General features: G+C 51.2%; 20 protein-coding genes. 1 reads left to right on the plus strand and 19 read right to left on the minus strand.

The features are described 5' to 3' along the window. The first annotated feature begins 166 nt into the window (after nt 1-166). Complete coding sequence (gene yieH, locus OGV94_RS23380; RefSeq protein ID WP_181230945.1) at nt 167-832, plus strand: 6-phosphogluconate phosphatase; 666 nt, start codon at nt 167-169, stop codon at nt 830-832. 84 nt (nt 833-916) lie between these two features. Here the strand turns inward: yieH and phoU are convergent, their stop codons facing one another. The 19 genes from phoU to mioC all read right to left on the minus strand — a co-directional run bounded on the left by phoU (nt 917) and on the right by mioC (nt 20,940). Next, a complete protein-coding gene (phoU, locus tag OGV94_RS23385; protein ID WP_003023824.1) occupies nt 917-1,642 on the minus strand; it encodes a phosphate signaling complex protein PhoU in 726 nt (241 codons plus the stop codon). A gap of 24 nt (nt 1,643-1,666) precedes the next feature. Next, complete coding sequence (gene pstB / locus OGV94_RS23390; RefSeq protein ID WP_042998747.1) at nt 1,667-2,440, minus strand: phosphate ABC transporter ATP-binding protein PstB; 774 nt, start codon at nt 2,438-2,440, stop codon at nt 1,667-1,669. A 46-nt stretch (nt 2,441-2,486) separates the two neighbouring features. Continuing rightward, on the minus strand, nt 2,487-3,377 hold the full coding sequence (pstA, locus tag OGV94_RS23395) for a phosphate ABC transporter permease PstA (protein WP_016155077.1): 891 nt from the start codon (nt 3,375-3,377) through the stop codon (nt 2,487-2,489). Continuing rightward, complete coding sequence (gene pstC / locus OGV94_RS23400; protein ID WP_286524516.1) at nt 3,377-4,336, minus strand: phosphate ABC transporter permease PstC; 960 nt, start codon at nt 4,334-4,336, stop codon at nt 3,377-3,379. The genes pstA and pstC overlap by 1 nt, the downstream gene beginning before the upstream one ends. A 192-nt stretch (nt 4,337-4,528) precedes the next feature. Beyond that, nucleotides 4,529-5,569, minus strand: coding sequence for a phosphate ABC transporter substrate-binding protein PstS (gene pstS / locus OGV94_RS23405; protein WP_043018817.1), 1,041 nt, complete (start codon nt 5,567-5,569; stop codon nt 4,529-4,531). Between the two features lie 335 nt (nt 5,570-5,904). Beyond that, nucleotides 5,905-7,734, minus strand: coding sequence for a glutamine--fructose-6-phosphate transaminase (isomerizing) (glmS, locus tag OGV94_RS23410; protein ID WP_043018818.1), 1,830 nt, complete (start codon nt 7,732-7,734; stop codon nt 5,905-5,907). Nucleotides 7,735-7,960: 226 nt separating this feature from the next. Then, nucleotides 7,961-9,331 carry a bifunctional UDP-N-acetylglucosamine diphosphorylase/glucosamine-1-phosphate N-acetyltransferase GlmU gene (gene glmU, locus OGV94_RS23415; RefSeq protein WP_286524518.1) on the minus strand — a complete coding sequence of 457 codons (1,371 nt, stop codon included), beginning with the start codon at nt 9,329-9,331 and terminating at the stop codon, nt 7,961-7,963. Nucleotides 9,332-10,003: 672 nt separating this feature from the next. Beyond that, a complete protein-coding gene (locus OGV94_RS23420; RefSeq protein WP_003023809.1) occupies nt 10,004-10,423 on the minus strand; it encodes a F0F1 ATP synthase subunit epsilon in 420 nt (139 codons plus the stop codon). Nucleotides 10,424-10,443: 20 nt separating this feature from the next. Beyond that, complete coding sequence (atpD, locus tag OGV94_RS23425; RefSeq protein ID WP_003023806.1) at nt 10,444-11,826, minus strand: F0F1 ATP synthase subunit beta; 1,383 nt, start codon at nt 11,824-11,826, stop codon at nt 10,444-10,446. A gap of 26 nt (nt 11,827-11,852) precedes the next feature. After that, complete coding sequence (gene atpG, locus OGV94_RS23430) at nt 11,853-12,716, minus strand: F0F1 ATP synthase subunit gamma (RefSeq protein WP_003023804.1); 864 nt, start codon at nt 12,714-12,716, stop codon at nt 11,853-11,855. A gap of 50 nt (nt 12,717-12,766) precedes the next feature. Beyond that, nucleotides 12,767-14,308 carry a F0F1 ATP synthase subunit alpha gene (gene atpA, locus OGV94_RS23435; RefSeq protein WP_003023802.1) on the minus strand — a complete coding sequence of 514 codons (1,542 nt, stop codon included), beginning with the start codon at nt 14,306-14,308 and terminating at the stop codon, nt 12,767-12,769. Between the two features lie 12 nt (nt 14,309-14,320). Further along, nucleotides 14,321-14,854 (minus strand): F0F1 ATP synthase subunit delta, encoded by a 534-nt coding sequence (atpH, locus tag OGV94_RS23440; RefSeq protein WP_006687767.1) that lies wholly within the window; start codon nt 14,852-14,854, stop codon nt 14,321-14,323. 14 nt (nt 14,855-14,868) lie between these two features. Then, a complete protein-coding gene (atpF, locus tag OGV94_RS23445) occupies nt 14,869-15,339 on the minus strand; it encodes a F0F1 ATP synthase subunit B (RefSeq protein ID WP_003827022.1) in 471 nt (156 codons plus the stop codon). A gap of 59 nt (nt 15,340-15,398) precedes the next feature. Next, nucleotides 15,399-15,638, minus strand: a complete 240-nt coding sequence (gene atpE, locus OGV94_RS23450; RefSeq protein ID WP_003023794.1) for a F0F1 ATP synthase subunit C — start codon at nt 15,636-15,638, stop codon at nt 15,399-15,401. 46 nt (nt 15,639-15,684) lie between these two features. Then, entirely contained in the window at nt 15,685-16,500 is an 816-nt protein-coding gene (gene atpB / locus OGV94_RS23455) for a F0F1 ATP synthase subunit A (RefSeq protein ID WP_003023792.1), read from the minus strand. 7 nt (nt 16,501-16,507) lie between these two features. After that, nucleotides 16,508-16,888, minus strand: a complete 381-nt coding sequence (atpI, locus tag OGV94_RS23460) for a F0F1 ATP synthase subunit I (RefSeq protein ID WP_043018820.1) — start codon at nt 16,886-16,888, stop codon at nt 16,508-16,510. A 614-nt stretch (nt 16,889-17,502) separates the two neighbouring features. Further along, nucleotides 17,503-18,126 (minus strand): 16S rRNA (guanine(527)-N(7))-methyltransferase RsmG, encoded by a 624-nt coding sequence (gene rsmG / locus OGV94_RS23465; RefSeq protein ID WP_047407700.1) that lies wholly within the window; start codon nt 18,124-18,126, stop codon nt 17,503-17,505. A 102-nt stretch (nt 18,127-18,228) separates the two neighbouring features. Next, entirely contained in the window at nt 18,229-20,118 is a 1,890-nt protein-coding gene (gene mnmG / locus OGV94_RS23470; RefSeq protein WP_016155085.1) for a tRNA uridine-5-carboxymethylaminomethyl(34) synthesis enzyme MnmG, read from the minus strand. Between the two features lie 372 nt (nt 20,119-20,490). After that, complete coding sequence (gene mioC, locus OGV94_RS23475; protein ID WP_286524520.1) at nt 20,491-20,940, minus strand: FMN-binding protein MioC; 450 nt, start codon at nt 20,938-20,940, stop codon at nt 20,491-20,493. Nucleotides 20,941-21,021: the final 81 nt, after the last annotated feature.

A 21,021-nucleotide genomic window follows, 5' to 3' on the forward strand; every position in this document is an offset into this window, starting at 1 on the left:
ATCAATTTCCGAACAAGGAGGGAAAATTCGTCGCTATCCTATACCAAAATGCGACAATAGGGTTGGGTTATGAGCAACTTTTTTCATTGATTTTGCTTATACGGCAACGATTGCGTTGCCTAATAATGCATTACGAAAACGTTAAACTTGTTAAAACGGAAATGACATGTCCCAGATAGAAGCCGTATTTTTTGACTGTGACGGTACCCTTGTCGACAGTGAAGTGATTTGTTCTCGCGCGTATGTCAGCATGTTCCAGGCGTTCGGCATTACGCTCGATCTTGAAGAAACGTTCAAACGCTTCAAAGGGGTAAAGCTGTACGAGATCATCGACATTATCAACGAAGAGCACGGTGTCGAACTGGCAAAAGCCGATTTAGAACCGGTTTACCGCGCTGAGGTCGCACGTCTTTTCGATACGGAACTGGAGGTGATCGCTGGCGCTAATGCGCTACTGGACAGTATGACGGTGCCCATGTGCGTTGTGTCCAACGGTCCGGTCAGCAAAATGCAGCATTCGCTGGGTAAACTGGGCATGTTGCACCATTTCCCTGATTTACTGTTCAGCGGATACGATATTCAGCGCTGGAAGCCCGATCCGGCCCTGATGTTTTATGCGGCGAAAGCGATGGACGTTAACGTTGAGAACTGCATTCTGGTCGATGATTCCAGCGCAGGCGCGCAGGCGGGGATTGCTGCGGGAATGGAAGTGTTCTATTTCTGCGCCGATCCGCACAACAAACCGATCGATCATCCAAAAGTCACGACGTTTACCGATCTGGCACAGTTGCCGGAATTGTGGAAGGCGCGGGGTTGGGATATTACCCGGTAATTTTTTGTAGGCCCGGTAAGCTTGCGCCACCGGGCAATTGCCGGATGGCGCTGACGCTTATCCGGCCTACTTTCTGCGTTTTTATCACTCTTTCGGATCTTTGCCCGCCAGCAGCTTATCCAGCTCATCGCCGCCCACATGACGGAAGTCCTGTCCCTTCACGAAGTAGAAGATGTATTCGCAGATATTCTGGCAGCGGTCACCGATACGCTCGATAGAACGCGCGCAGAACAGCGCGGTCAGCACGCTTGGAATGGTACGCGGGTCTTCCATCATGTAGGTCATCAGCTGACGCACGATGCCTTCATATTCCTGGTCGACTTTCTTATCTTCGCGATAAATACGTACCGCTTCGTCGAGATCCATACGCGCAAACGCATCCAGCACGTCATGCAGCATTTGTACGGTGTGGCGGCCCAGTGACTCCAGGCTTACCAGCAGCGGTTGATGCTGTTGCGAGAATTTCTCCAGCGCGGTGCGGCAGATTTTGTCCGCCACGTCGCCAATACGTTCCAGCTCAGCAATGGTTTTGATTATTGCCATCACCAGACGCAGATCGCTGGCGGTCGGCTGACGCTTGGCGATGATACGTACGCAGGCTTCGTCGATCGCCACTTCCATCATGTTGACGTTCTTATCGCCTTCAATGACGCGCTTCGCCAGCTCACTGTCCTGGTTATGCATGGCGGTAATCGCATCAGAAAGCTGCTGCTCGACCATGCCGCCCATGGTCATCACCTGGGTACGGATGCTTTCCAGCTCTGCATTGAACTGGCCGGAAATATGTTTGTTAAGGTTTAAATTGTCCATCATTTCTCCAGATGCCCGGGCATATCAACCGTAGCGGCCAGTAATGTAATCTTCAGTTTGTTTCTTCGCGGGCTTGGTGAACAGATCGTCCGTGTTGCTGAACTCAATCAACTCGCCCAGGTACATAAACGCCGTGTGATCGGAACAACGCGCAGCCTGCTGCATGTTGTGGGTTACGATAACGACGGTGTAATCTTGTTTCAGCTCTGTGATCAGCTCTTCAATGCGCCCGGTAGAAATAGGGTCGAGCGCTGAACACGGCTCATCAAGCAGAAGCACTTCCGGACGAATGGCGATACCGCGCGCAATACACAGACGCTGCTGCTGACCACCGGAGAGAGAGTACCCGCTCTGGTGTAATTTATCTTTGGTTTCGTTCCACAGTGCGGCCTTGGTCAACGCCCACTGCACACGTTCGTCCATATCCGCACGCGAGAGTTTCTCAAACAGACGCACCCCAAAAGCGATGTTATCGTAGATGGACATCGGGAACGGCGTCGGCTTCTGGAATACCATGCCCACTTTGGCACGCAGCAGAGCGATATCCTGAGTGTTAGTGAGAATATTGTCGCCATCCAGCAGGATTTCGCCTTCCGCACGCTGTTCCGGGTACAGTTCAAACATTTTGTTGAACGTACGAAGCAGCGTCGATTTACCACAGCCTGACGGCCCGATAAACGCCGTTACCTGGTTTTTAGCAATATCCAGGTTGATGTTCTTCAGGGCATGGAATTTGCCATAGTAGAAGTTCAAATCACGAACCTGAATCTTACCCGGGGCAGTATCAACCATACTCATTTCAATCTCTTCCTCATCCGGCGCCGCATCAGCCACGCCGTAAAAATTAACCGTGTTTCTTCTTCGCGAAAATGACGCGCGCCAGAATGTTCAGCAGCAGTACGCACAGGGTAATAATCAGCACCCCGGCCCAGGCCAGTTGCTGCCACTCAGCAAACGGGCTCATCGCAAACTTAAAGATAGTGACCGGCAGGTTGGCGATAGGCTGCATCATGTCGGTGCTCCAGAACTGGTTGGAGAGCGACGTAAACAGCAGCGGAGCCGTTTCACCTGCGATACGTGCAATAGCCAGCAGAACCCCTGTAATAATGCCTGAGACAGACGCCTTCAGGGTGATCGCAGAAATCATCTTCCACTTCGGCGTACCCAGTGCATAGGCAGCTTCACGCAGGCTATCCGGCACCAGCTTGAGCATGTTCTCCGTGGTACGAATAACAATGGGCACCTGCAGCAGCGCCAGCGCGATAACGCCCGCCCAGCCGGAGAAGTGCTCCATTTTTGCTACCACGATGGTGTAAACAAACAGGCCAACTACGATTGATGGCGCAGACAACAGGATGTCGTTGATAAAGCGGATGACCTCAGCCAGCCAGGACTTACGTCCATACTCTGCCAGGTAGATGCCCGCCATAATACCAAGCGGTGTACCAAACACGGTCGCCCACAGAATTAACAGCCCGCTACCGGCCAGGGCGTTCGCCAGACCACCGCCCGCCGTATTCGGCGGAGGCGTCATTTCGGTGAACAACGCCAGCGACATACCGTCAATACCGCGGGTGATCGTGGACATCAGGATCCAGATCAGCCAGAACAGACCGAACGCCATGGTCGCCATAGAGAGCGTCAGCGCGATGCGGTTCTTCAGGCGACGACGCGCCTGCATTTTACGGCGGGATTCCGCTAGTGCAGCGGTGTTTTGCATTTCAAGCGTAGCCATTAGCGTGCCCCCTCGTTCTTCGCAAGGCGCATGATCATGAACTTAGACGCCGCCAGTACGATGAAGGTGATCACAAACAGAATCAGACCCAGTTCCATCAATGCGGCAACGTGCAGCCCTGATTCCGCTTCGGCAAATTCATTCGCCAGCGCAGAGGTAATACTGTTGCCAGGCATGTACAGCGAGGCACTGTCGAGCTGGTAGGTGTTACCGATGATAAAGGTCACCGCCATGGTTTCACCCAGCGCGCGGCCCAGACCAAGCATCACACCGCCAATCACACCGTTTTTGGTGAACGGCAGGACGATGCGCCAGATAACTTCCCAGGTAGTACAACCGATGCCGTAGGCTGACTCTTTCATCAGGACCGGCGTTTGTTCGAACACATCGCGCATAACCGCCGCAATGTACGGGATGATCATGATAGCGAGGATCACGCCAGCAGCCAGAATACCAATACCAAACGCCGGACCAGCAAACAGCGCGCCAACAAACGGAATGTTGGAAAGGATGTTCCCGACCGGTTCCTGGAAATAAGTCGCAAACAGCGGAGCAAAAATAAACAGGCCCCACATGCCGTACACGATACTTGGAATTGCCGCCAGCAGCTCAATAGCGATACCCAGCGGGCGACGCAGCCAGCCAGGTGCAAGTTCAGTCAGGAATAAAGCAATGCCGAAACTCACCGGAACGGCGATCAGCAGCGCGATAAGCGAGGTGACCAGCGTACCGTAAATCGGTACTAATGCACCGTAGATGTCGTTTGGCGCATCCCATTCTTTAGTCCACAGAAAGGAGAAGCCAAATTTGTGAATGCTTGGCCAGGAGGAGATAACCAGAGAGACAATAATGCCACCCAACATCAATAGCACAATCAGCGCAGCCAGTTTTACCAGCGCGCTGAATATCATGTCACCCTTTTTACCCGGTGGGTTAAAAGCAGGCTTGGTTGCAGCCATAAATCACTCTTTAAGTTTGGGCCAGGAAGCACACATTTTATCGTGCTTCCCGGCTAACGTAATGCCATACCCTAAATAATTCGAGTTGCAGCAAGGCGGCAAGCTTGTGGATCCCCAGGAGCATAGATTCACTACGTGACTGGGGTGAACAAGCACAGCCAACACTGCTGCGGCTCGAAGTATGACGGGTATTTAGTACAGCGCTTTACCGCTGCTGTCTTTCACGTTGGTCTTCCATGCAGCACGAATCTGCTCAACCACGCTGTCCGGCAGGCTGGCGTAATCCAGGTCATTAGCCTGTTTGCCGCCATTTTTGTACGCCCAGTCGAAGAACTTCAGCACTTCAGCGCCCTGCTCAGGTTTCTTCTGCTCTTTATGCACCAGGATGAAGGTGGTGGAAGTGATAGGCCACGCATCGTCACCTTTCTGGTTAGTCAGATCCTGAGCGAAGGTTTTGCTCCAGTCAGCGCCTTTTGCGGCATTAGCGAAGCTTTCTTCGGTCGGGCTTACCGGTTTACCATCAGCAGAGACCAGCTTGGTGTACGCCAGGTTGTTCTGCTTAGCGTAAGCGTACTCAACGTAGCCGATAGAGCCCGGCAGACGCTGGACGAACGCGGCGATACCGTCGTTACCTTTACCGCCCAGACCGGTCGGCCAGTTAACGGTAGAGCCGGAACCAATTTTAGATTTCCACTCTTCGTTCACTTTTGCCAGATAGCTGGTGAAGACAAAGGACGTACCGGAACCGTCAGCACGACGCACAACGGCGATATTCTGCGAAGGCAGCTTCAGACCCGGGTTCAGTTTGGTGATGGCTTCATCATCCCACTTCTTAATTTTACCGAGGTAGATGTCGCCGAGCGTTTTACCGTCCAGCACCAGCTCGCCGGATTTCAGGCCAGGGATGTTGACTGCCAGTACCACACCACCGATAACGGTCGGGAACTGGAACAGGCCTTCTTGATTGAGTTTTTCGTCAGACAGCGGCGCATCTGAAGCACCGAAATCAACGGTATTCGCAGTGATTTGTTTTACACCACCGGAGGAGCCGATACCCTGGTAGTTTACTTTGCTACCGGTCTCTTTCTGATAGGTATCTGCCCATTTGGCATACACTGGCGCAGGGAAGGTTGCACCTGCACCTGTCAGGCTCGCTGCTGCAAACGCAGAGAACGCGCTCATGGATAAGGTCGCGGCGACAACAGTTGCGACAGTGGTACGCATAACTTTCATAATGTCTCCTGCACGGTTTTCGTAAATCGTTGTTTGAGTTGCTACTGTGAGCAAAATAGGACAAACAGGTGACAGTTAAATGTACGAAATATGACAGTTTTATGACAACGAAAAATACGTGAGTTTTTTCAGATAAAAATATATTTAAAACAAAATGTTAGTCATTATCATGACAATAACATTTCGCTAAAATTTTCTTTTTATGACACTGCAAACAGTAGCTGAAGATGACGGTTTGTCACATAAAACAGGCGGGATAATTGATTAAAAACAGAACAAACGAAAAAATAATGCCCCGCTTGTAGCAGGGCATTTTCAGTTCAGTTAAGTACGGATTACTCTACGGTAACCGACTTCGCCAGGTTACGCGGCTGGTCCACGTCGGTACCTTTAATCAGCGCCACATGATACGCCAGCAGCTGCAGCGGAACGGTGTAGAAGATTGGTGCAATTACCTCTTCCACATGCGGCATCTCAATGATGTGCATGTTTTCACTGCTGGTAAAGCCAGCATCCTGGTCAGCAAAGACGTACAGCTGGCCGCCACGGGCGCGAACTTCTTCAATGTTGGATTTCAGTTTTTCCAGCAGTTCGTTGTTCGGTGCCACGACGATAACCGGCATATCAGCGTCAATCAGCGCCAGTGGACCGTGCTTCAGTTCACCTGCGGCATACGCTTCAGCGTGAATATAAGAAATCTCTTTCAGCTTCAGCGCGCCTTCCAGCGCAATTGGGTACTGATCGCCACGACCAAGGAACAGCGCATGGTGTTTGTCAGAGAAACCTTCAGCCAGAGCGGCAATGCGTTTGTCCTGAGACAGCATCTGCTCAATACGACTCGGCAGCGCCTGCAGTCCGTGAACGATTTCCTGCTCAATAGACGCATCCAGGCCTTTCAGACGAGACAGTTTCGCCACCAGCATCAGCAGAACGGTCAGTTGCGTGGTAAAGGCTTTCGTGGAGGCCACACCGATTTCGGTACCGGCATTGGTCATCATCGCCAGATCGGATTCACGCACCAGAGAAGATCCCGGGACGTTACAGATAGCCAGCGAGCCCAGATAGCCCAGCTCTTTAGATAAGCGCAGACCCGCCAGGGTATCCGCCGTTTCACCAGACTGGGAAAGGGTGATCATCAGGCTGTTACGACGCACGGCAGATTTGCGATAGCGGAACTCAGAAGCGATTTCGACATCACAAGGAATACCCGCCAGCGATTCAAACCAGTAGCGCGATACCATACCTGAGTTGTACGACGTACCGCAGGCGATAATCTGGATATGCTCAACCTGCGACAGCAGCTCGTTGGCATGCGAACCCAGCTCGCTTAAATCCACTTCACCGTGGCTAATGCGCCCGGTCAGCGTATTTTTAATTGCGTTCGGCTGTTCGTAGATCTCTTTCTGCATGTAGTGGCGATAAATACCTTTTTCGCCCGCATCGTATTGCAGATTAGATTCGATATCCTGACGTTTCACTTCCGCGCCAGACTTGTCGAAAATGGTAACCGAACGACGGGTCACTTCCGCAATGTCACCCTCTTCCAGGAAGATAAAGCGACGGGTTACCGGCAGCAGCGCCAACTGATCGGAAGCGATAAAGTTCTCACCCATACCCAGCCCAATCACCAGCGGGCTACCAGAACGAGCGGCCAGCAGGGTTTCCGGGTTACGGGTATCCATGATCACCGTGCCGTAGGCACCGCGCAGTTGCGGAATAGTACGCAGCACGGCTTCACGCAGCGTACCACCCTGTTCCAGTTCCCAGTGCACCAGGTGAGCAATCACTTCGGTGTCTGTTTCAGAAACAAAGGTGTAACCACGGGTTTTCAGCAGTTCACGCAGCGGTTCATGGTTTTCAATGATGCCGTTATGCACCACGACAATGTGTTCAGAAACATGAGGGTGCGCGTTCGCTTCTGAAGGTTCGCCGTGTGTCGCCCAACGGGTATGAGCGATACCTGTCCCACCATGCAGCGGATGTTCTTCCGCAGCAGCAGTCAGCATCTGCACTTTACCCAGACGACGCAGACGGGTCATATTGCCTTCAGCATCGACAACGGCCAGACCAGCAGAGTCATAACCACGATATTCCAGACGACGTAAACCTTCGAGAAGGATTTCAGCTACATCACGCTGCGCGATAGCGCCAACAATTCCACACATATTTTTTGATTCCGAATTTAGGCATTGTGCCTGTCGTTGTCGCTGACCTGTATTTGCCCTTTCCGGGCGCCCCGAGCCTTGTAGAGAGTGGGGTTATTTTTTTAGGTACTGCTTGTTGAGCGGAGGATTATATTATCCCCTCATCTCTTGTCTGCCTGATGGCGCTCACGCTTATCAGGCCTACAGAACGTCACCGCACGCAGGCCACCATCCGGCAAAAACTGAATTACTTTTTCTTCACCGGACGCTGCCAGCCCTGTTTATGGACCTGAGGTACACGGCTTAATACCAGTTCGTTATCGGCAACATTACGCGTTACGGTAGTTCCTGCGGCAATCGTCGCACCTTTACCCACGGTGACAGGCGCCACCAGCTGAGTATCAGAACCCACAAACACATCATCACCAATAATGGTTTTAAACTTATTAGCACCATCGTAGTTGCAGGTGATCGTACCCGCGCCGATGTTCACGTTATCGCCAATTTCCGCATCGCCCAGATAGGTCAGGTGACCGGCTTTGGAGCCTTTACCCAGACGCGCTTTTTTCATTTCGACAAAGTTACCCACGTGCGCGCCTTCCTGCAGCTCAGCGCCCGGACGCAGACGCGCGAATGGGCCGATGGTGCAAGCGGCTTCCAGATGGGCATCTTCAAGCACACTGTATGGGCTAAGCTCACAACCGTCACCAATAACGCTGTTTTTGATGATGCAGCCGGCGCCAATCTTGACGCGATCCCCAACGGTTACGTTACCTTCAATGATAACGTTAGTATCAATTTCAACATCGCGCCCGTGAATAAGCGTACCGCGAAGATCAAAACGTGCAGGATCGCGCAGCATCACGCCCGCTAACAGCAGTTTTTCTGCCTGCTCGGACTGATACACGCGCTCCAGACGAGAGAGCTGAAGACGGTTATTCACCCCTTCCGTTTCGCTAATACGTGCCGGATGTACCGCAGCAATTTCGCGCCCTTCCTGGTATGCCATCGCAATGATATCGGTGATGTAGTATTCACCCTGCACATTGTTATTAGTCAGTTTGGACAGCCAGCGTTTCATGTCTGCGCCATTGGCAATCAGAATACCGGTGTTGATTTCCTGGATTTGCCGCTGCTCGTCGGTTGCATCTTTATGCTCAACGATACCGGTGACGTTACCGTTTTCACGCGTAATACGCCCATAACCGGACGGGTCGTCCAGTTTTACCGTTAACAAGCCAATGCCACCCTGCGGTTTGGCTTCACGCAGGCGACGCAAGGTATCGGTAGAGATCAGCGGCACATCGCCATAGAGCATTAAAATGTCTTCGTCATCACCAAAGAATGGCGCTGCCTGCTGCATTGCATGGCCGGTGCCCAACTGCTCTGCCTGCAAAACCCAGTTTAGATTGCCATCTTTCAGCGTCTGCTTGAGCAAATCACCACCGTGCCCGTAGACCAGATGTACGTGAGTCGCACCTAATTCATTAGCAGCATCAATGACATGCTGAACCATCGGTTTTCCTGCGAGGGTATGCAGCACTTTAGGAAGATCGGAATACATACGCGTGCCTTTGCCTGCGGCAAGGATCACGACGCTCATAGCATTATTCAACATACACGTCCTGACTGTAATTTGAGAACGAATTTATACCGTTTCACATTGAAAATACTACATTTTTTTCAGCGTGAAATGGACCGAAGATAAAACGTTCAATCGGGGAAATTTCCCCTCTGATAACTGTCTATTTTCATCTATTTCGGCGTCTTTTGTCTCCCAAAAACCAGGAGTCTGCTCTTATTAAAGCCTTAGGTTAATGTTTTTGCTATTTTTTTACTGCATGAATAAAGAACTACAAAAGAAAAATACAATTTTATTAAAGTGATTCAGTGAAAAGCAGAAAAACAGACAGGAGAAATACAGTTTTAAAAGGAAAGAGTACAAATGATAATACGGGGGAGGGGAATTTATTAACAGATGGCGCGAGCAGGTAACCGTATGAAGCATCGCGCCACAGAGCAGTTCAGGGAAGACTAAACTTCCATGCTGCTGAAAAGCGCGATGATTTTGTTAATCAGTTTCATGTTGATATCCTGTTTTTATCTGAATTAATTATGTGACATATATCACAAAAAGAAGTCTACGCCTCATTTTTTAACCGATCAACATTTTTGTGATGTAAATCACAAAATAATAAAACAGCTTTTTAGTTTCACTCTTACTGAAACAAAAACCAAAAAAAAAGCCAGCCTGGAAACCAGACTGGCTTTTGTGCTTTTCAAGCCGGTGTTACATCGCTTTTTTGGTCAACTCGATAACGCGCAGTTTCGCGATCGCTTTGGCCAGTTCCGCAGATGCCTGAGCGTAATCCACGTCACCATGAGAGCTCTTGATGTGCTCTTCAGCCTTACGCTTCGCTTCCAGGGCTCTCGCTTCATCGAGATCCTGTCCGCGAATCGCGGTATCAGCCAGGACGGTCACGCTGCCAGGCTGCACTTCGAGAATGCCGCCGGACAGATAGATAAACTCTTCATGACCGAACTGTTTAACGATGCGGATCATACCAGGCTTAATGGCGGTGAGCAGCGGTGCGTGACCCGGGAAAATACCCAGTTCACCTTCACTACCCGTTACCTGGATTTTCTCGACCAGACCAGAGAACATTTGTTGCTCTGCGCTGACGACGTCCAGGTGGTAAGTCATTGCCATATCACCCTCCGATTAAGGCGTTAAAGTTTTTTGGCTTTTTCCACGGCTTCGTCGATAGAACCAACCATGTAGAACGCCTGCTCTGGCAGGTGGTCGTATTCGCCTTCCATGATGCCTTTAAAGCCACGGATGGTGTCTTTCAGGGATACGTATTTACCCGGAGAACCGGTGAATACTTCCGCAACGAAGAACGGCTGGGACAGGAAGCGCTGGATCTTACGCGCACGTGCTACCACCAGTTTATCTTCTTCAGACAGTTCATCCATACCCAGGATGGCGATGATGTCTTTCAGTTCCTGATAACGCTGCAGCAGGGACTGTACGCCACGCGCAGTGTCGTAGTGTTCCTGACCAACAACCAGCGGATCCAACTGACGGCTGGTGGAATCCAGCGGGTCAACTGCCGGGTAAATACCCAGAGATGCGATCTGACGGCTCAGTACCACGGTTGCATCTAAGTGAGCAAAGGTGGTTGCTGGGGATGGGTCAGTTAAGTCATCCGCAGGTACGTATACCGCCTGAACGGAGGTGATAGAACCGGTTTTGGTAGAGGTGATACGTTCCTGCAGAACGCCCATCTCTTCCGCCAGAGTCGGCTGGTAACCTACCGCTGAAGGCATACGACCCAGCAGTGCAGATACTTCAGTACCGGCCAGGGTGTAACGATAGATGTTATCGACGAACAGCAGTACGTCACGACCTTCGTCACGGAACTTCTCTGCCATGGTCAGACCGGTCAGAGCAACGCGCAGACGGTTTCCCGGCGGCTCGTTCATCTGGCCATATACCAGGGATACTTTGTCCAGAACGTTGGAGTCGGTCATTTCGTGGTAGAAATCGTTACCCTCACGAGTACGTTCACCTACGCCCGCAAACACGGAGTAACCGGAGTGCTCGATCGCGATGTTACGGATCAGCTCCATCATGTTTACGGTTTTACCTACACCCGCACCACCGAACAGACCAACTTTACCGCCCTTAGCGAACGGACACATCAGGTCGATAACTTTGATGCCGGTTTCCAGCAGTTCCTGAGAGCTGGACAGCTCTTCATAGGAAGGAGCCGCGCGGTGGATAGCCCAACGCTCTTCTTCACCGATATCGCCTTTCATGTCGATCGGGTGACCCAGGACGTTCATGATACGACCCAGAGTTGCTTTACCTACCGGGACTTCGATCGGGTGCTCGAGGTCTTTAACTTCCAGACCACGACGCAGACCGTCGGAAGAACCCATGGCGATGGTACGTACGATACCGCCGCCGAGCTGCTGCTGAACTTCCAGCACCAGGCTCTCTTTACCATTCATAACCTCAAGAGCATCGTACACGCGCGGTACGGCATCCTGAGGGAATTCGACGTCAACCACGGCGCCGATTACCTGGACAATTTTTCCAGTAGCCATCTTGAATCCTCTACGAATTAACCTGGTTATACCGCGGATGCACCACCGACGATTTCGGTGAGTTCCTGAGTAATGCTGGCCTGACGAGCTTTGTTGTATACCAACTGCAGCTCTTTAATCAGGCTGCCGCCATTGTCGGTCGCGGCTTTCATCGCCACCATACGTGCGGCCTGCTCGCTGGCCAGGTTTTCTACCACGCCCTGATAAACCTGAGACTCGACATAACGACGCAGCAGGGTATCCAGCAGCGCTTTCGGGTCTGGTTCATACAGGTAATCCCAGGATTTACGCTTCAATTCATCATCATCTGATGCCGGCAGAGGCAGCAGTTGGGTGATGGTTGGCGTCTGAGACATGGTGTTAATAAATTTGTTGCTGACAACGTACAGTCTGTCCAGACGACCTTCATCGTAGGCTTGCAGCATCACTTTAACCGGACCGATCAGTTCGGACAGGGAAGGGTTATCCCCCATACCGGTTACCTGAGCAATCACATTACCGCCAACGGAGTTAAAGAAAGACACGCCCTTAGAGCCGATCATTGCGATATCGCACTGAACGCCTTTATCGGACCATGTTTTCATATCCGCCAGCAGCTTTTTGAACAGGTTAATGTTCAAGCCACCGCACAGACCACGGTCGGTCGACACCACCAGGTAGCCCACGCGTTTAACGTCGCGTTCTTCCAGGTAAGGGTGCTTATATTCCAGATTACCATTCGCAAGGTGACCAATCACTTTGCGCATGGTCTCTGCATAAGGACGGCTGGCCGCCATGCGATCCTGCGATTTACGCATTTTGGAAGCGGCGACCATCTCCATCGCTTTAGTGATCTTCTGCGTGTTCTGGACGCTTGCGATCTTACTACGTATCTCTTTTGCGCCGGCCATGAGCTTCTCCTCAATGCCTTGCGGTCCGCCCTAAAGCAGACCGCCAGACGTTACCAGGACTGGGTTGCCTTGAAGGAATCGAGGATAGCTTTCAGCTTGCCTTCGATTTCATCGTTATAGCCACCGGACTGGTTGATCTCTTGCATCAGCGGAGCGTGGTCACGGTCAACGTAAGCCAGCAGAGCGGCTTCGAAGCTACCGATTTTCGCCAGTTCCACATCTTCGAGGTAACCGCGTTCAGCCGCAAACAGCACCACACCCTGCTGTGCTACAGACATTGGGGCATACTGTTTCTGCTTCAGCAGTTCAGTTACTTTCTGACCGTGGCTCAGCTGCTTACGCGTAGCTTCATCCAGGTCAGAAGCGAACTGAGAAAACGCTGCCAGTTCACGATACTGCGCCAGTGCGGTACGAATACCACCGGACAGTTTCTTGATGATCTTGGTCTGCGCTGCGCCACCTACACGAGATACGGAGATACCCGGGTTAACAGCCGGACGAATACCGGAGTTGAACAGGTTGGTTTCCAGGAAGATCTGACCATCGGTAATGGAAATTACGTTGGTCGGAACGAACGCAGAAACGTCACCCGCCTGGGTTTCGATAATCGGCAGAGCGGTCAGGGAGCCGGTTTTACCTTTCACTTCACCATTGGTGAACTTCTCAACATATTCCGCGTTTACGCGGGATGCGCGTTCCAGCAGACGGGAGTGGAGGTAAAATACGTCGCCTGGGAATGCTTCACGTCCTGGCGGACGACGGAGCAGCAGGGAAACCTGACGGTAAGCAACAGCCTGTTTAGACAGGTCATCGTAAACGATCAGTGCATCTTCGCCGCGGTCACGGAAGTATTCGCCCATTGCGCAACCGGCATATGGCGCCAGGTATTGCAGTGCAGCAGATTCAGACGCAGTCGCCACCACAACGATGGTGTTGGACAGTGCGCCGTGTTCTTCCAGTTTACGAACCACGTTGGAAATGGTGGACGCTTTCTGGCCGATAGCCACGTACACACATTTGATGCCGGAATCACGCTGGTTGATGATGGCGTCGATTGCCATCGCAGTTTTACCTGTCTGACGGTCACCGATGATCAGCTCACGCTGGCCACGACCGATTGGGATCATGGCATCAACAGATTTATAACCGGTCTGTACTGGCTGGTCGACGGACTGACGTTCGATTACGCCTGGTGCGATAACTTCGATTGGCGAGAAGCCATCGTTATCAACCGGACCTTTACCGTCAATCGGGGAACCCAGAGTGTTCACCACACGACCCAGCAGGCCACGGCCAACCGGAACTTCCAGAATACGACCCGTACACTTAACCTTCATGCCTTCGGCAAGGTCAGCGTATGGACCCATCACAACTGCACCTACGGAGTCGCGCTCCAGGTTCAGTGCGATAGCGTAACGGTTACCCGGCAGGGAGATCATCTCACCCTGCATACAATCGGCCAGGCCGTGAATGCGGATAACACCGTCACTTACAGAAACAATAGTACCTTCGTTATGAGCTTCGCTCACAACATTGAACTGAGCAATGCGCTGCTTGATCAGTTCGCTGATTTCGGTGGAATTCAGTTGCATGCTCCAGTCCCCTTAAGACTGCAAGACGTCTGCAAGGCGCTCAAGACGGCCGCGTACGCTGCCATCAATGACCATATCACCCGCTCGGATGATTACGCCTGCCATTACAGACTTATCGATTTTGCAATTCAGCTTAACTTTGCGTGACAGACGTTTTTCCATCGCTGCACTAATCTTCGTAAGCTGTTCATCACTCAGTGCATTGGCAGAAGTGACTTCTACCTCAGAGATAGCCTCACTGGCTGCACGCAGGTGAATAAACTGCTCAAGAACATCCGGGAGCGCATTCAGACGGTTATTTTCAGCCATTACCCTAATCAGGTTCTGGCCGCTTTCGTCCAACTGCTCACCGCACACGGCGATAAACGACTCAGCGAGCGTTTCCGGCGCCAGTGCGCCAGAAAGAAGCTCTGCCATTTGTTCGTTTTTAGTCACCTCAGCGGCAAACGTCAGCATATCCTGCCAACGGTCAACGCTTTGGTGCTCAACGGCAAAGTCAAAAGCTGCTTTGGCGTAGGGGCGAGCTACCGTAATAAATTCAGACATCAGCCCCTCCCTCCTTACAGTTCAGCGACAAGTTTGTCCACGATGTCGCTATTAGCAGCTTCATCCACGGAACGTTCGATGATCTTCTCGGCGCCAGCAACAGCCAGGATAGCAACTTGCTTACGCAGCTCTTCGCGAGCACGTTTACGCTCGGCGTCAATTTCCGCCTGCGCCTGTGCCACGATTTTAGTACGTTCCTGCTCTGCTTCAGTTTTAGCTTCGTCCAGGATCTGAGCGCGGCGTTTGTTCGCCTGCTCGATGATTACCTGAGCTTCCGCCTTCGCTTTTTTCAGCTGGTCGGTCGCGCTGGCCTTTGCAAGGTCAAGATCCTTATGTGCTCGTTCTGCAGAAGCAAGGCCGTCAGCAATTTCTTTTTGACGTTTTTCGATGGCAGCCATTAATGGCGGCCATACGTACTTCATGCAGAACAGAACGAACAGGACAAACGCGATGGCCTGGCCGAGGATTGTTGCGTTAAGATTCACAGCACAATGCCTCTATCTAGTTAACGTTCTGATATTGCTCTTAATTCAAGCAACGCTTACTACGCGACAGCAAACATCACGTACAGACCCAGACCTACAGCGATCATTGGGATTGCATCCACCAGACCCATAACGATAAAGAACTGAGTACGCAGCAGAGGAATCAGATCCGGTTGACGCGCTGCGCCTTCCAGGAATTTACCCCCGAGGATGCCGATACCGATCGCAGCACCGATTGCCGCCAGACCCATCATCACAGCGGCAGCAATGTACAGCAGATCCATATTCAGGTTTTCCATGACAGTCTCCAGTTTGTTTCAGTTAAAACGTAGTAGTGTTGGTAAATTAATGCTCTTCAGATGCCATCGACAGATAGACAATCGTCAGAACCATAAATATGAAGGCTTGCAGCGTGATAATCAGTATGTGGAAAATGGCCCATGGCACATTCAGGATCCACTGTGACCACCACGGCAACAGACCAGCAATCAGAATGAAAATCAGCTCACCGGCATACATGTTGCCGAACAGTCGCAGACCAAGAGAAATTGGTTTGGACAGCAGGCTTACCCCTTCAAGGATTAAGTTGACAGGGATGAACGCCCAGTGATTGAACGGCTGCAGCGTCAACTCTTTCGCGAAGCCACCGATGCCTTTCATTTTGATGCTGTAGAACAGAATGAGGATAAATACGCCCAGCGCCATCGACAGGGTGATGTTCACGTCAGCAGACGGAACCACACGCAGAGCCGGCAGGCCAAAGATATGCTCACCGATGTACGGCAGCAGGTCGATAGGCAGCAAATCCATCAAGTTCATCAGGAATACCCAGACGAAAATCGTCAGGGCCAGCGGAGCAATCAGCTTGCTTTTGCCATGGTACATGTCTTTCACGCTACCATGCACAAAGCCGATTACCAGCTCAATCGCGGTCTGAAATTTACCTGGTACGCCGCTGGTCGCCTTTTTGGCTACGCTACGGAACATAAGCAGGAACAACAGACCCAGAACCACCGAGAAGAAAATGGAGTCAATATTGAGCGTCCAGAAGGTGGCTGGGGGGTTGTGCGGATCCACCAGCGAGAATGTACGTAGGTCCAACTGAAGGTTATTCAGATGGTGTCCTATGTAATCCTGCGGCGTCATATTTTCTGAAGCCATGATGCCTTTACCCTTTGTTGTTAATTACAGCCGGCGCCAGTATCTGAACCACCAGCACCAAAACCCACGTAACGATCAGCGGCATGAATACCGCTTTCAAAACAGCCAACGCCACCACCAGCAAAACCAGCATCGCTAACACCTTGAAGGCTTCGCCGAAAGCGAACGTCCAGGCTACTCGACCTTTAGCTGGTGTATGCGCCTGGTGACGCCAGGCAAATATCATAAACAACACGTTAGGCAGTAACACTGCCAATCCACCGCACAACGCGGAGATGCCCCAGAAAGGGTCTTTGAGGCTAAACAGCAATCCACTTGCTATTACCGCCAGAAGCTGTGTGAGCAAAAGCTTACGAGCAACGTTTCGACTCAAGAGCGACATAGACATCACGTTTTTACTCCTGCTCCCTACGAGGTATGCCGCGTGTCGTATAAAACGTTCTTTATGGCTTAGAGTCAAGCATCAAAAAGCGGTCAAATTATACGGTGCGGCTTCGTGATTTCAAACAATAAGTAGCTAAAAAGTGAATAAATGTTTAAATATTTTTCGCTACCCCACATTTATCACTTTTTGGCAAACTGTGAACGATCATGCAAAACTGCAAATGCCGCGTAAACACTGGCGGTAAAGCGTGCACCAGATCACATATTGAACATATTCACCTTCGCATAATTTATTTACGTGGCAAATGATGCCTTTTCATCTTTTTGATATTTAAGCGTAAAAATAGCCACTATTTAAAAAACAACAGCTAACAACAAAAAAACCACGCATTGACATTTATAATAAAAAATTAACACAACGGGTGATTCTTACGTTCTATTTTTAGCAGACTGATATTTTCACAGCTGACTTGTTTCGCTTTTAACAAAAAACGGTACGTTATAGTTATGATGCAAAACCGTAAGGTATTGGTGAAATGTAACGACATTTAACCACACTATTCCCTATGACTTTTAACACCTGAACTGCCGTTTTTTTTCTATTTTTTTTGATAAAAATTAAATTTTGTTTGGCTTAATAACCACCAAATGACGTTCGCCTTCCAACTGCGGAACGCGTAATTTTTCAACCGACTCGACGCTGAATTCTGCTGGCAGCGAGTCAATTTCATCTGCAGGCAACTGCCCTTTTAACGCATAAAAACGTCCATCAGGTCCTGGCAAATGATGGCACCAGCTCACCATATCATTGAGTGATGCAAAAGCACGGCTAATGACCCCATCGAACGGCGGTTCTGAAGGGAATTCTTCAACACGGCTTTGTACAGGCGTGATGTTAGTAAGCGCAAGCTCATGCTGCACCTGACGCAAGAAACGGACGCGTTTTCCCAGGCTATCCAGCAGTGTGAAATGCGCTTCAGGGCGCACGATAGAGAGCGGAATTCCCGGCAGGCCAGGTCCCGTCCCCACATCGATAAAACGCTCCCCCTTCAGATACGGCGCGACGACAATGCTGTCCAGAATATGGCGCACCAACATTTCGTTAGGATCCCGCACCGACGTAAGGTTGTACGCTTTATTCCATTTGTGCAGCATATCGACATACGCAATCAGCTGATTTTTCTGGTGATCGGTAAGAGAAATACCGGCATCAGCCAGCAGACGAGAGAGTTTGTTGAGCACGGTCGTTACCTGTTAATAATCAAATGCCCGATGCGCTTTCGCTTATCGGGCCTACAAATTTGTACGGCGGGCAAGCGAAGCGCCCCCGCCAAATGAGAGTTATCAAGCGCTGCGGCGCAGCATACCTTGTTTTTTCAGCCATACCAGCAGAATGGAGATGGCGGCAGGCGTTACGCCGGAAATGCGCGATGCCTGACCGATCGATACCGGTTTGTGATCGTTCAGTTTGGCGATGACTTCATTCGACAAGCCAGAGACCTGGCGATAATCCAGCGTTGCAGGCAACAGGGTGTTCTCATTACGCTGCTGTCTTTCAATTTCTTCCTGCTGACGGGCGATATACCCTTCGTATTTCACCTGAATCTCAACCTGTTCCGCGGCCTGAGCATCGTCAAGCGCTGGTGCGAACGCAGATAAAGAGGTCAACTGAGCATAGGTCATATCCGGGCGACGCAGCAGATCTTCACCGCTGGCTTCACGTGACAGAGGCGTTGCCAGGTGAGCATTCACTTCTGCTGCAGATTCCGCTAACGGGTTTACCCAGGTTGATTTGAGACGCTGGCGTTCTTGTTCGATGCGCTCCAGCTTCTCGTTGAAGCGAGCCCAGCGCTCATCGTCCACCAGACCCAGTTCTCGACCAATTTCGGTCAGACGCAGGTCGGCGTTATCTTCACGCAGCATCAAACGGTATTCTGCGCGTGAGGTAAACATGCGGTACGGTTCTTTAGTGCCCAGCGTACACAGGTCGTCCACCAGCACGCCAAGATAAGCCTGATCGCGACGCGGTGCCCAGCCGTCTTTCTCAGCAGACAAGCGTGCGGCGTTCAGACCAGCCAGCATGCCTTGCGCGGCGGCTTCTTCGTAACCGGTTGTACCGTTAATCTGTCCCGCAAAGAACAGCCCCTGGATGAATTTGCTTTCCAGAGTAGGTTTCAGGTCGCGCGGATCGAAGAAATCATACTCAATAGCGTAGCCAGGGCGGACGATTCTGGCATTTTCCATTCCCTGCATAGAGCGGACAATTTGCATCTGCACATCGAACGGCAGGCTGGTGGAGATGCCATTCGGGTAAATTTCGTTAGACGTCAGTCCTTCCGGTTCAAGGAAGATCTGATGCTGGTTACGATCGGCAAAGCGCATCACTTTGTCTTCGATCGACGGGCAGTAGCGCGGGCCGATTCCTTCGATCACACCGGCGTACATCGGGCTACGATCGAGGTTATTGCGGATCACGTCATGGGTTCTCTCATTGGTATGCGTGATGTAACACGGCATCTGGCGCGGATGTTGAGAAGCATCGCCCAGGAATGAGAAGACCGGCATCGGGTTATCGCTGTTTTGCTGGCCAAGCACGCTGAAATCAATAGTGCGCGCATCGATACGCGGCGGTGTACCCGTTTTCAGGCGGCTGACGCGCAGCGGCAGTTCACGCAGACGACGTGACAGCGGGATAGACGGCGGATCGCCAGCACGGCCACCGCTGTAGTTATCCAGACCAATATGAATTTTGCCGTCGAGGAAAGTCCCTACGGTTAATACAACCGCTTTGGCACGGAACTTCAGTCCCATTTGGGTCACTGCGCCCACAACACGATCGTTTTCAACAATCAGATCTTCAACCGCCTGTTGGAAGATCATCAGGTTGGGTTGATTCTCCAGTGCGGTACGTACCGCCTGGCGATAGAGCACGCGATCGGCCTGAGCTCGGGTAGCGCGAACGGCTGGCCCTTTGCTTGCGTTTAGTATCCTAAACTGGATACCTGCATGGTCGATCGCTTTTGCCATCAACCCACCAAGCGCATCCACTTCTTTTACCAGGTGTCCCTTCCCAATACCGCCGATCGCCGGGTTGCAGCTCATCTGCCCCAGAGTGTCGATATTGTGTGTCAAAAGCAGAGTCTGTTGACCCATTCGCGCCGCGGCCATTGCGGCCTCGGTGCCTGCATGACCCCCGCCAATGATGATGACGTCAAAAGGATCCTGATAAAACATGGTAATTGCCTCGCATAACGCGGTGTGAAAATGGATTGAAGCCCGGGCCGTGGATTCTACTCAACTTTAGTCGATGGAGAAAGACCTGGGATCCTGGGTATTAAAAAGAAGATCTTTTTATTTAGAGATCTGTTTTATTGTGATCTCTTATTAGGATCGCAAGTTTCTGTGGATAAGGGCGATCCTTTGAATAAGATCAACAGGTTGCTGAGGATCATTAGCTGTGAATGATCGGTGATCCTGGTCCGTATAAGCTGGGATCAGAATGAAGGGTTATACACAACTCAAAAACTGAACAACGGTTGTTCTTGGGATAACTACCGGTTGATCCAAGCTTTTAACCAGAGTTATCCACATAAAAAAGTACGATCTTTACAAATCTCTGAGCAATGGATGCCACGATCCCAGCCAAATTTCAGCCGGATCTTCCGGAATTTCATGTTCCAGTACGTTGATCCTGAGCGTTTCGCCTACCTGTTTTGCTCCACAGGCCTTCAATTCGGCTTCCAGCTTGTCGATTGCGCCGCAAAAGGTGTCATATTCACGACTGCCGATCCCGATTGCGCCAAACCGCACTTGTGACAGGTCCGGCTTTTGCTCGCGTAACGCATCATATAAAGGCTGTAGGTTGTCAGGAATGTCTCCTGCTCCGTGCGTAGAGCTAATAATCAGCCAGATGCCGTCAGTCGGAACCTCTTCAAGCATTGGCCCATGCAGTATTTCGCTGGAAAAACCGGCATCGTCCAGCTTTTCAGCCAGATGTTCTGCTACATATTCCGCACTGCCAAGCGTACTACCGCTGATAAGAGTGATGTCTGCCATGATCGCCCACCTTTATAAAGAGGGCGTATTGTACGCTGTGAGCGAGCTGGGATCTACCTGTGGAAAACCAGGGTATTAAAA

Source organism: Citrobacter sp. Ce006 (genome assembly GCF_030336535.1).
Taxonomy (GTDB): domain Bacteria; phylum Pseudomonadota; class Gammaproteobacteria; order Enterobacterales; family Enterobacteriaceae; genus Citrobacter; species Citrobacter europaeus.

Excerpts from the sequence above, each read along its gene's own strand:
- yieH (WP_181230945.1), top strand. The coding sequence starts at position 167 with ATGTCCCAGATAGAAGCCGTATTTTTTGACTGTGACGGTACCCTTGTC.
- phoU (WP_003023824.1), bottom strand. The coding sequence starts at position 1,642 with ATGGACAATTTAAACCTTAACAAACATATTTCCGGCCAGTTCAATGCA.
- pstB (WP_042998747.1), bottom strand. The coding sequence starts at position 2,440 with ATGAGTATGGTTGATACTGCCCCGGGTAAGATTCAGGTTCGTGATTTG.
- pstA (WP_016155077.1), bottom strand. The coding sequence starts at position 3,377 with ATGGCTACGCTTGAAATGCAAAACACCGCTGCACTAGCGGAATCCCGC.
- pstC (WP_286524516.1), bottom strand. The coding sequence starts at position 4,336 with ATGGCTGCAACCAAGCCTGCTTTTAACCCACCGGGTAAAAAGGGTGAC.
- pstS (WP_043018817.1), bottom strand. The coding sequence starts at position 5,569 with ATGAAAGTTATGCGTACCACTGTCGCAACTGTTGTCGCCGCGACCTTA.
- glmS (WP_043018818.1), bottom strand. The coding sequence starts at position 7,734 with ATGTGTGGAATTGTTGGCGCTATCGCGCAGCGTGATGTAGCTGAAATC.
- glmU (WP_286524518.1), bottom strand. The coding sequence starts at position 9,331 with ATGTTGAATAATGCTATGAGCGTCGTGATCCTTGCCGCAGGCAAAGGC.
- OGV94_RS23420 (WP_003023809.1), bottom strand. The coding sequence starts at position 10,423 with ATGGCAATGACTTACCACCTGGACGTCGTCAGCGCAGAGCAACAAATG.
- atpD (WP_003023806.1), bottom strand. The coding sequence starts at position 11,826 with ATGGCTACTGGAAAAATTGTCCAGGTAATCGGCGCCGTGGTTGACGTC.
- atpG (WP_003023804.1), bottom strand. The coding sequence starts at position 12,716 with ATGGCCGGCGCAAAAGAGATACGTAGTAAGATCGCAAGCGTCCAGAAC.
- atpA (WP_003023802.1), bottom strand. The coding sequence starts at position 14,308 with ATGCAACTGAATTCCACCGAAATCAGCGAACTGATCAAGCAGCGCATT.
- atpH (WP_006687767.1), bottom strand. The coding sequence starts at position 14,854 with ATGTCTGAATTTATTACGGTAGCTCGCCCCTACGCCAAAGCAGCTTTT.
- atpE (WP_003023794.1), bottom strand. The coding sequence starts at position 15,638 with ATGGAAAACCTGAATATGGATCTGCTGTACATTGCTGCCGCTGTGATG.
- atpB (WP_003023792.1), bottom strand. The coding sequence starts at position 16,500 with ATGGCTTCAGAAAATATGACGCCGCAGGATTACATAGGACACCATCTG.
- atpI (WP_043018820.1), bottom strand. The coding sequence starts at position 16,888 with ATGTCTATGTCGCTCTTGAGTCGAAACGTTGCTCGTAAGCTTTTGCTC.
- mnmG (WP_016155085.1), bottom strand. The coding sequence starts at position 20,118 with ATGTTTTATCAGGATCCTTTTGACGTCATCATCATTGGCGGGGGTCAT.
- mioC (WP_286524520.1), bottom strand. The coding sequence starts at position 20,940 with ATGGCAGACATCACTCTTATCAGCGGTAGTACGCTTGGCAGTGCGGAA.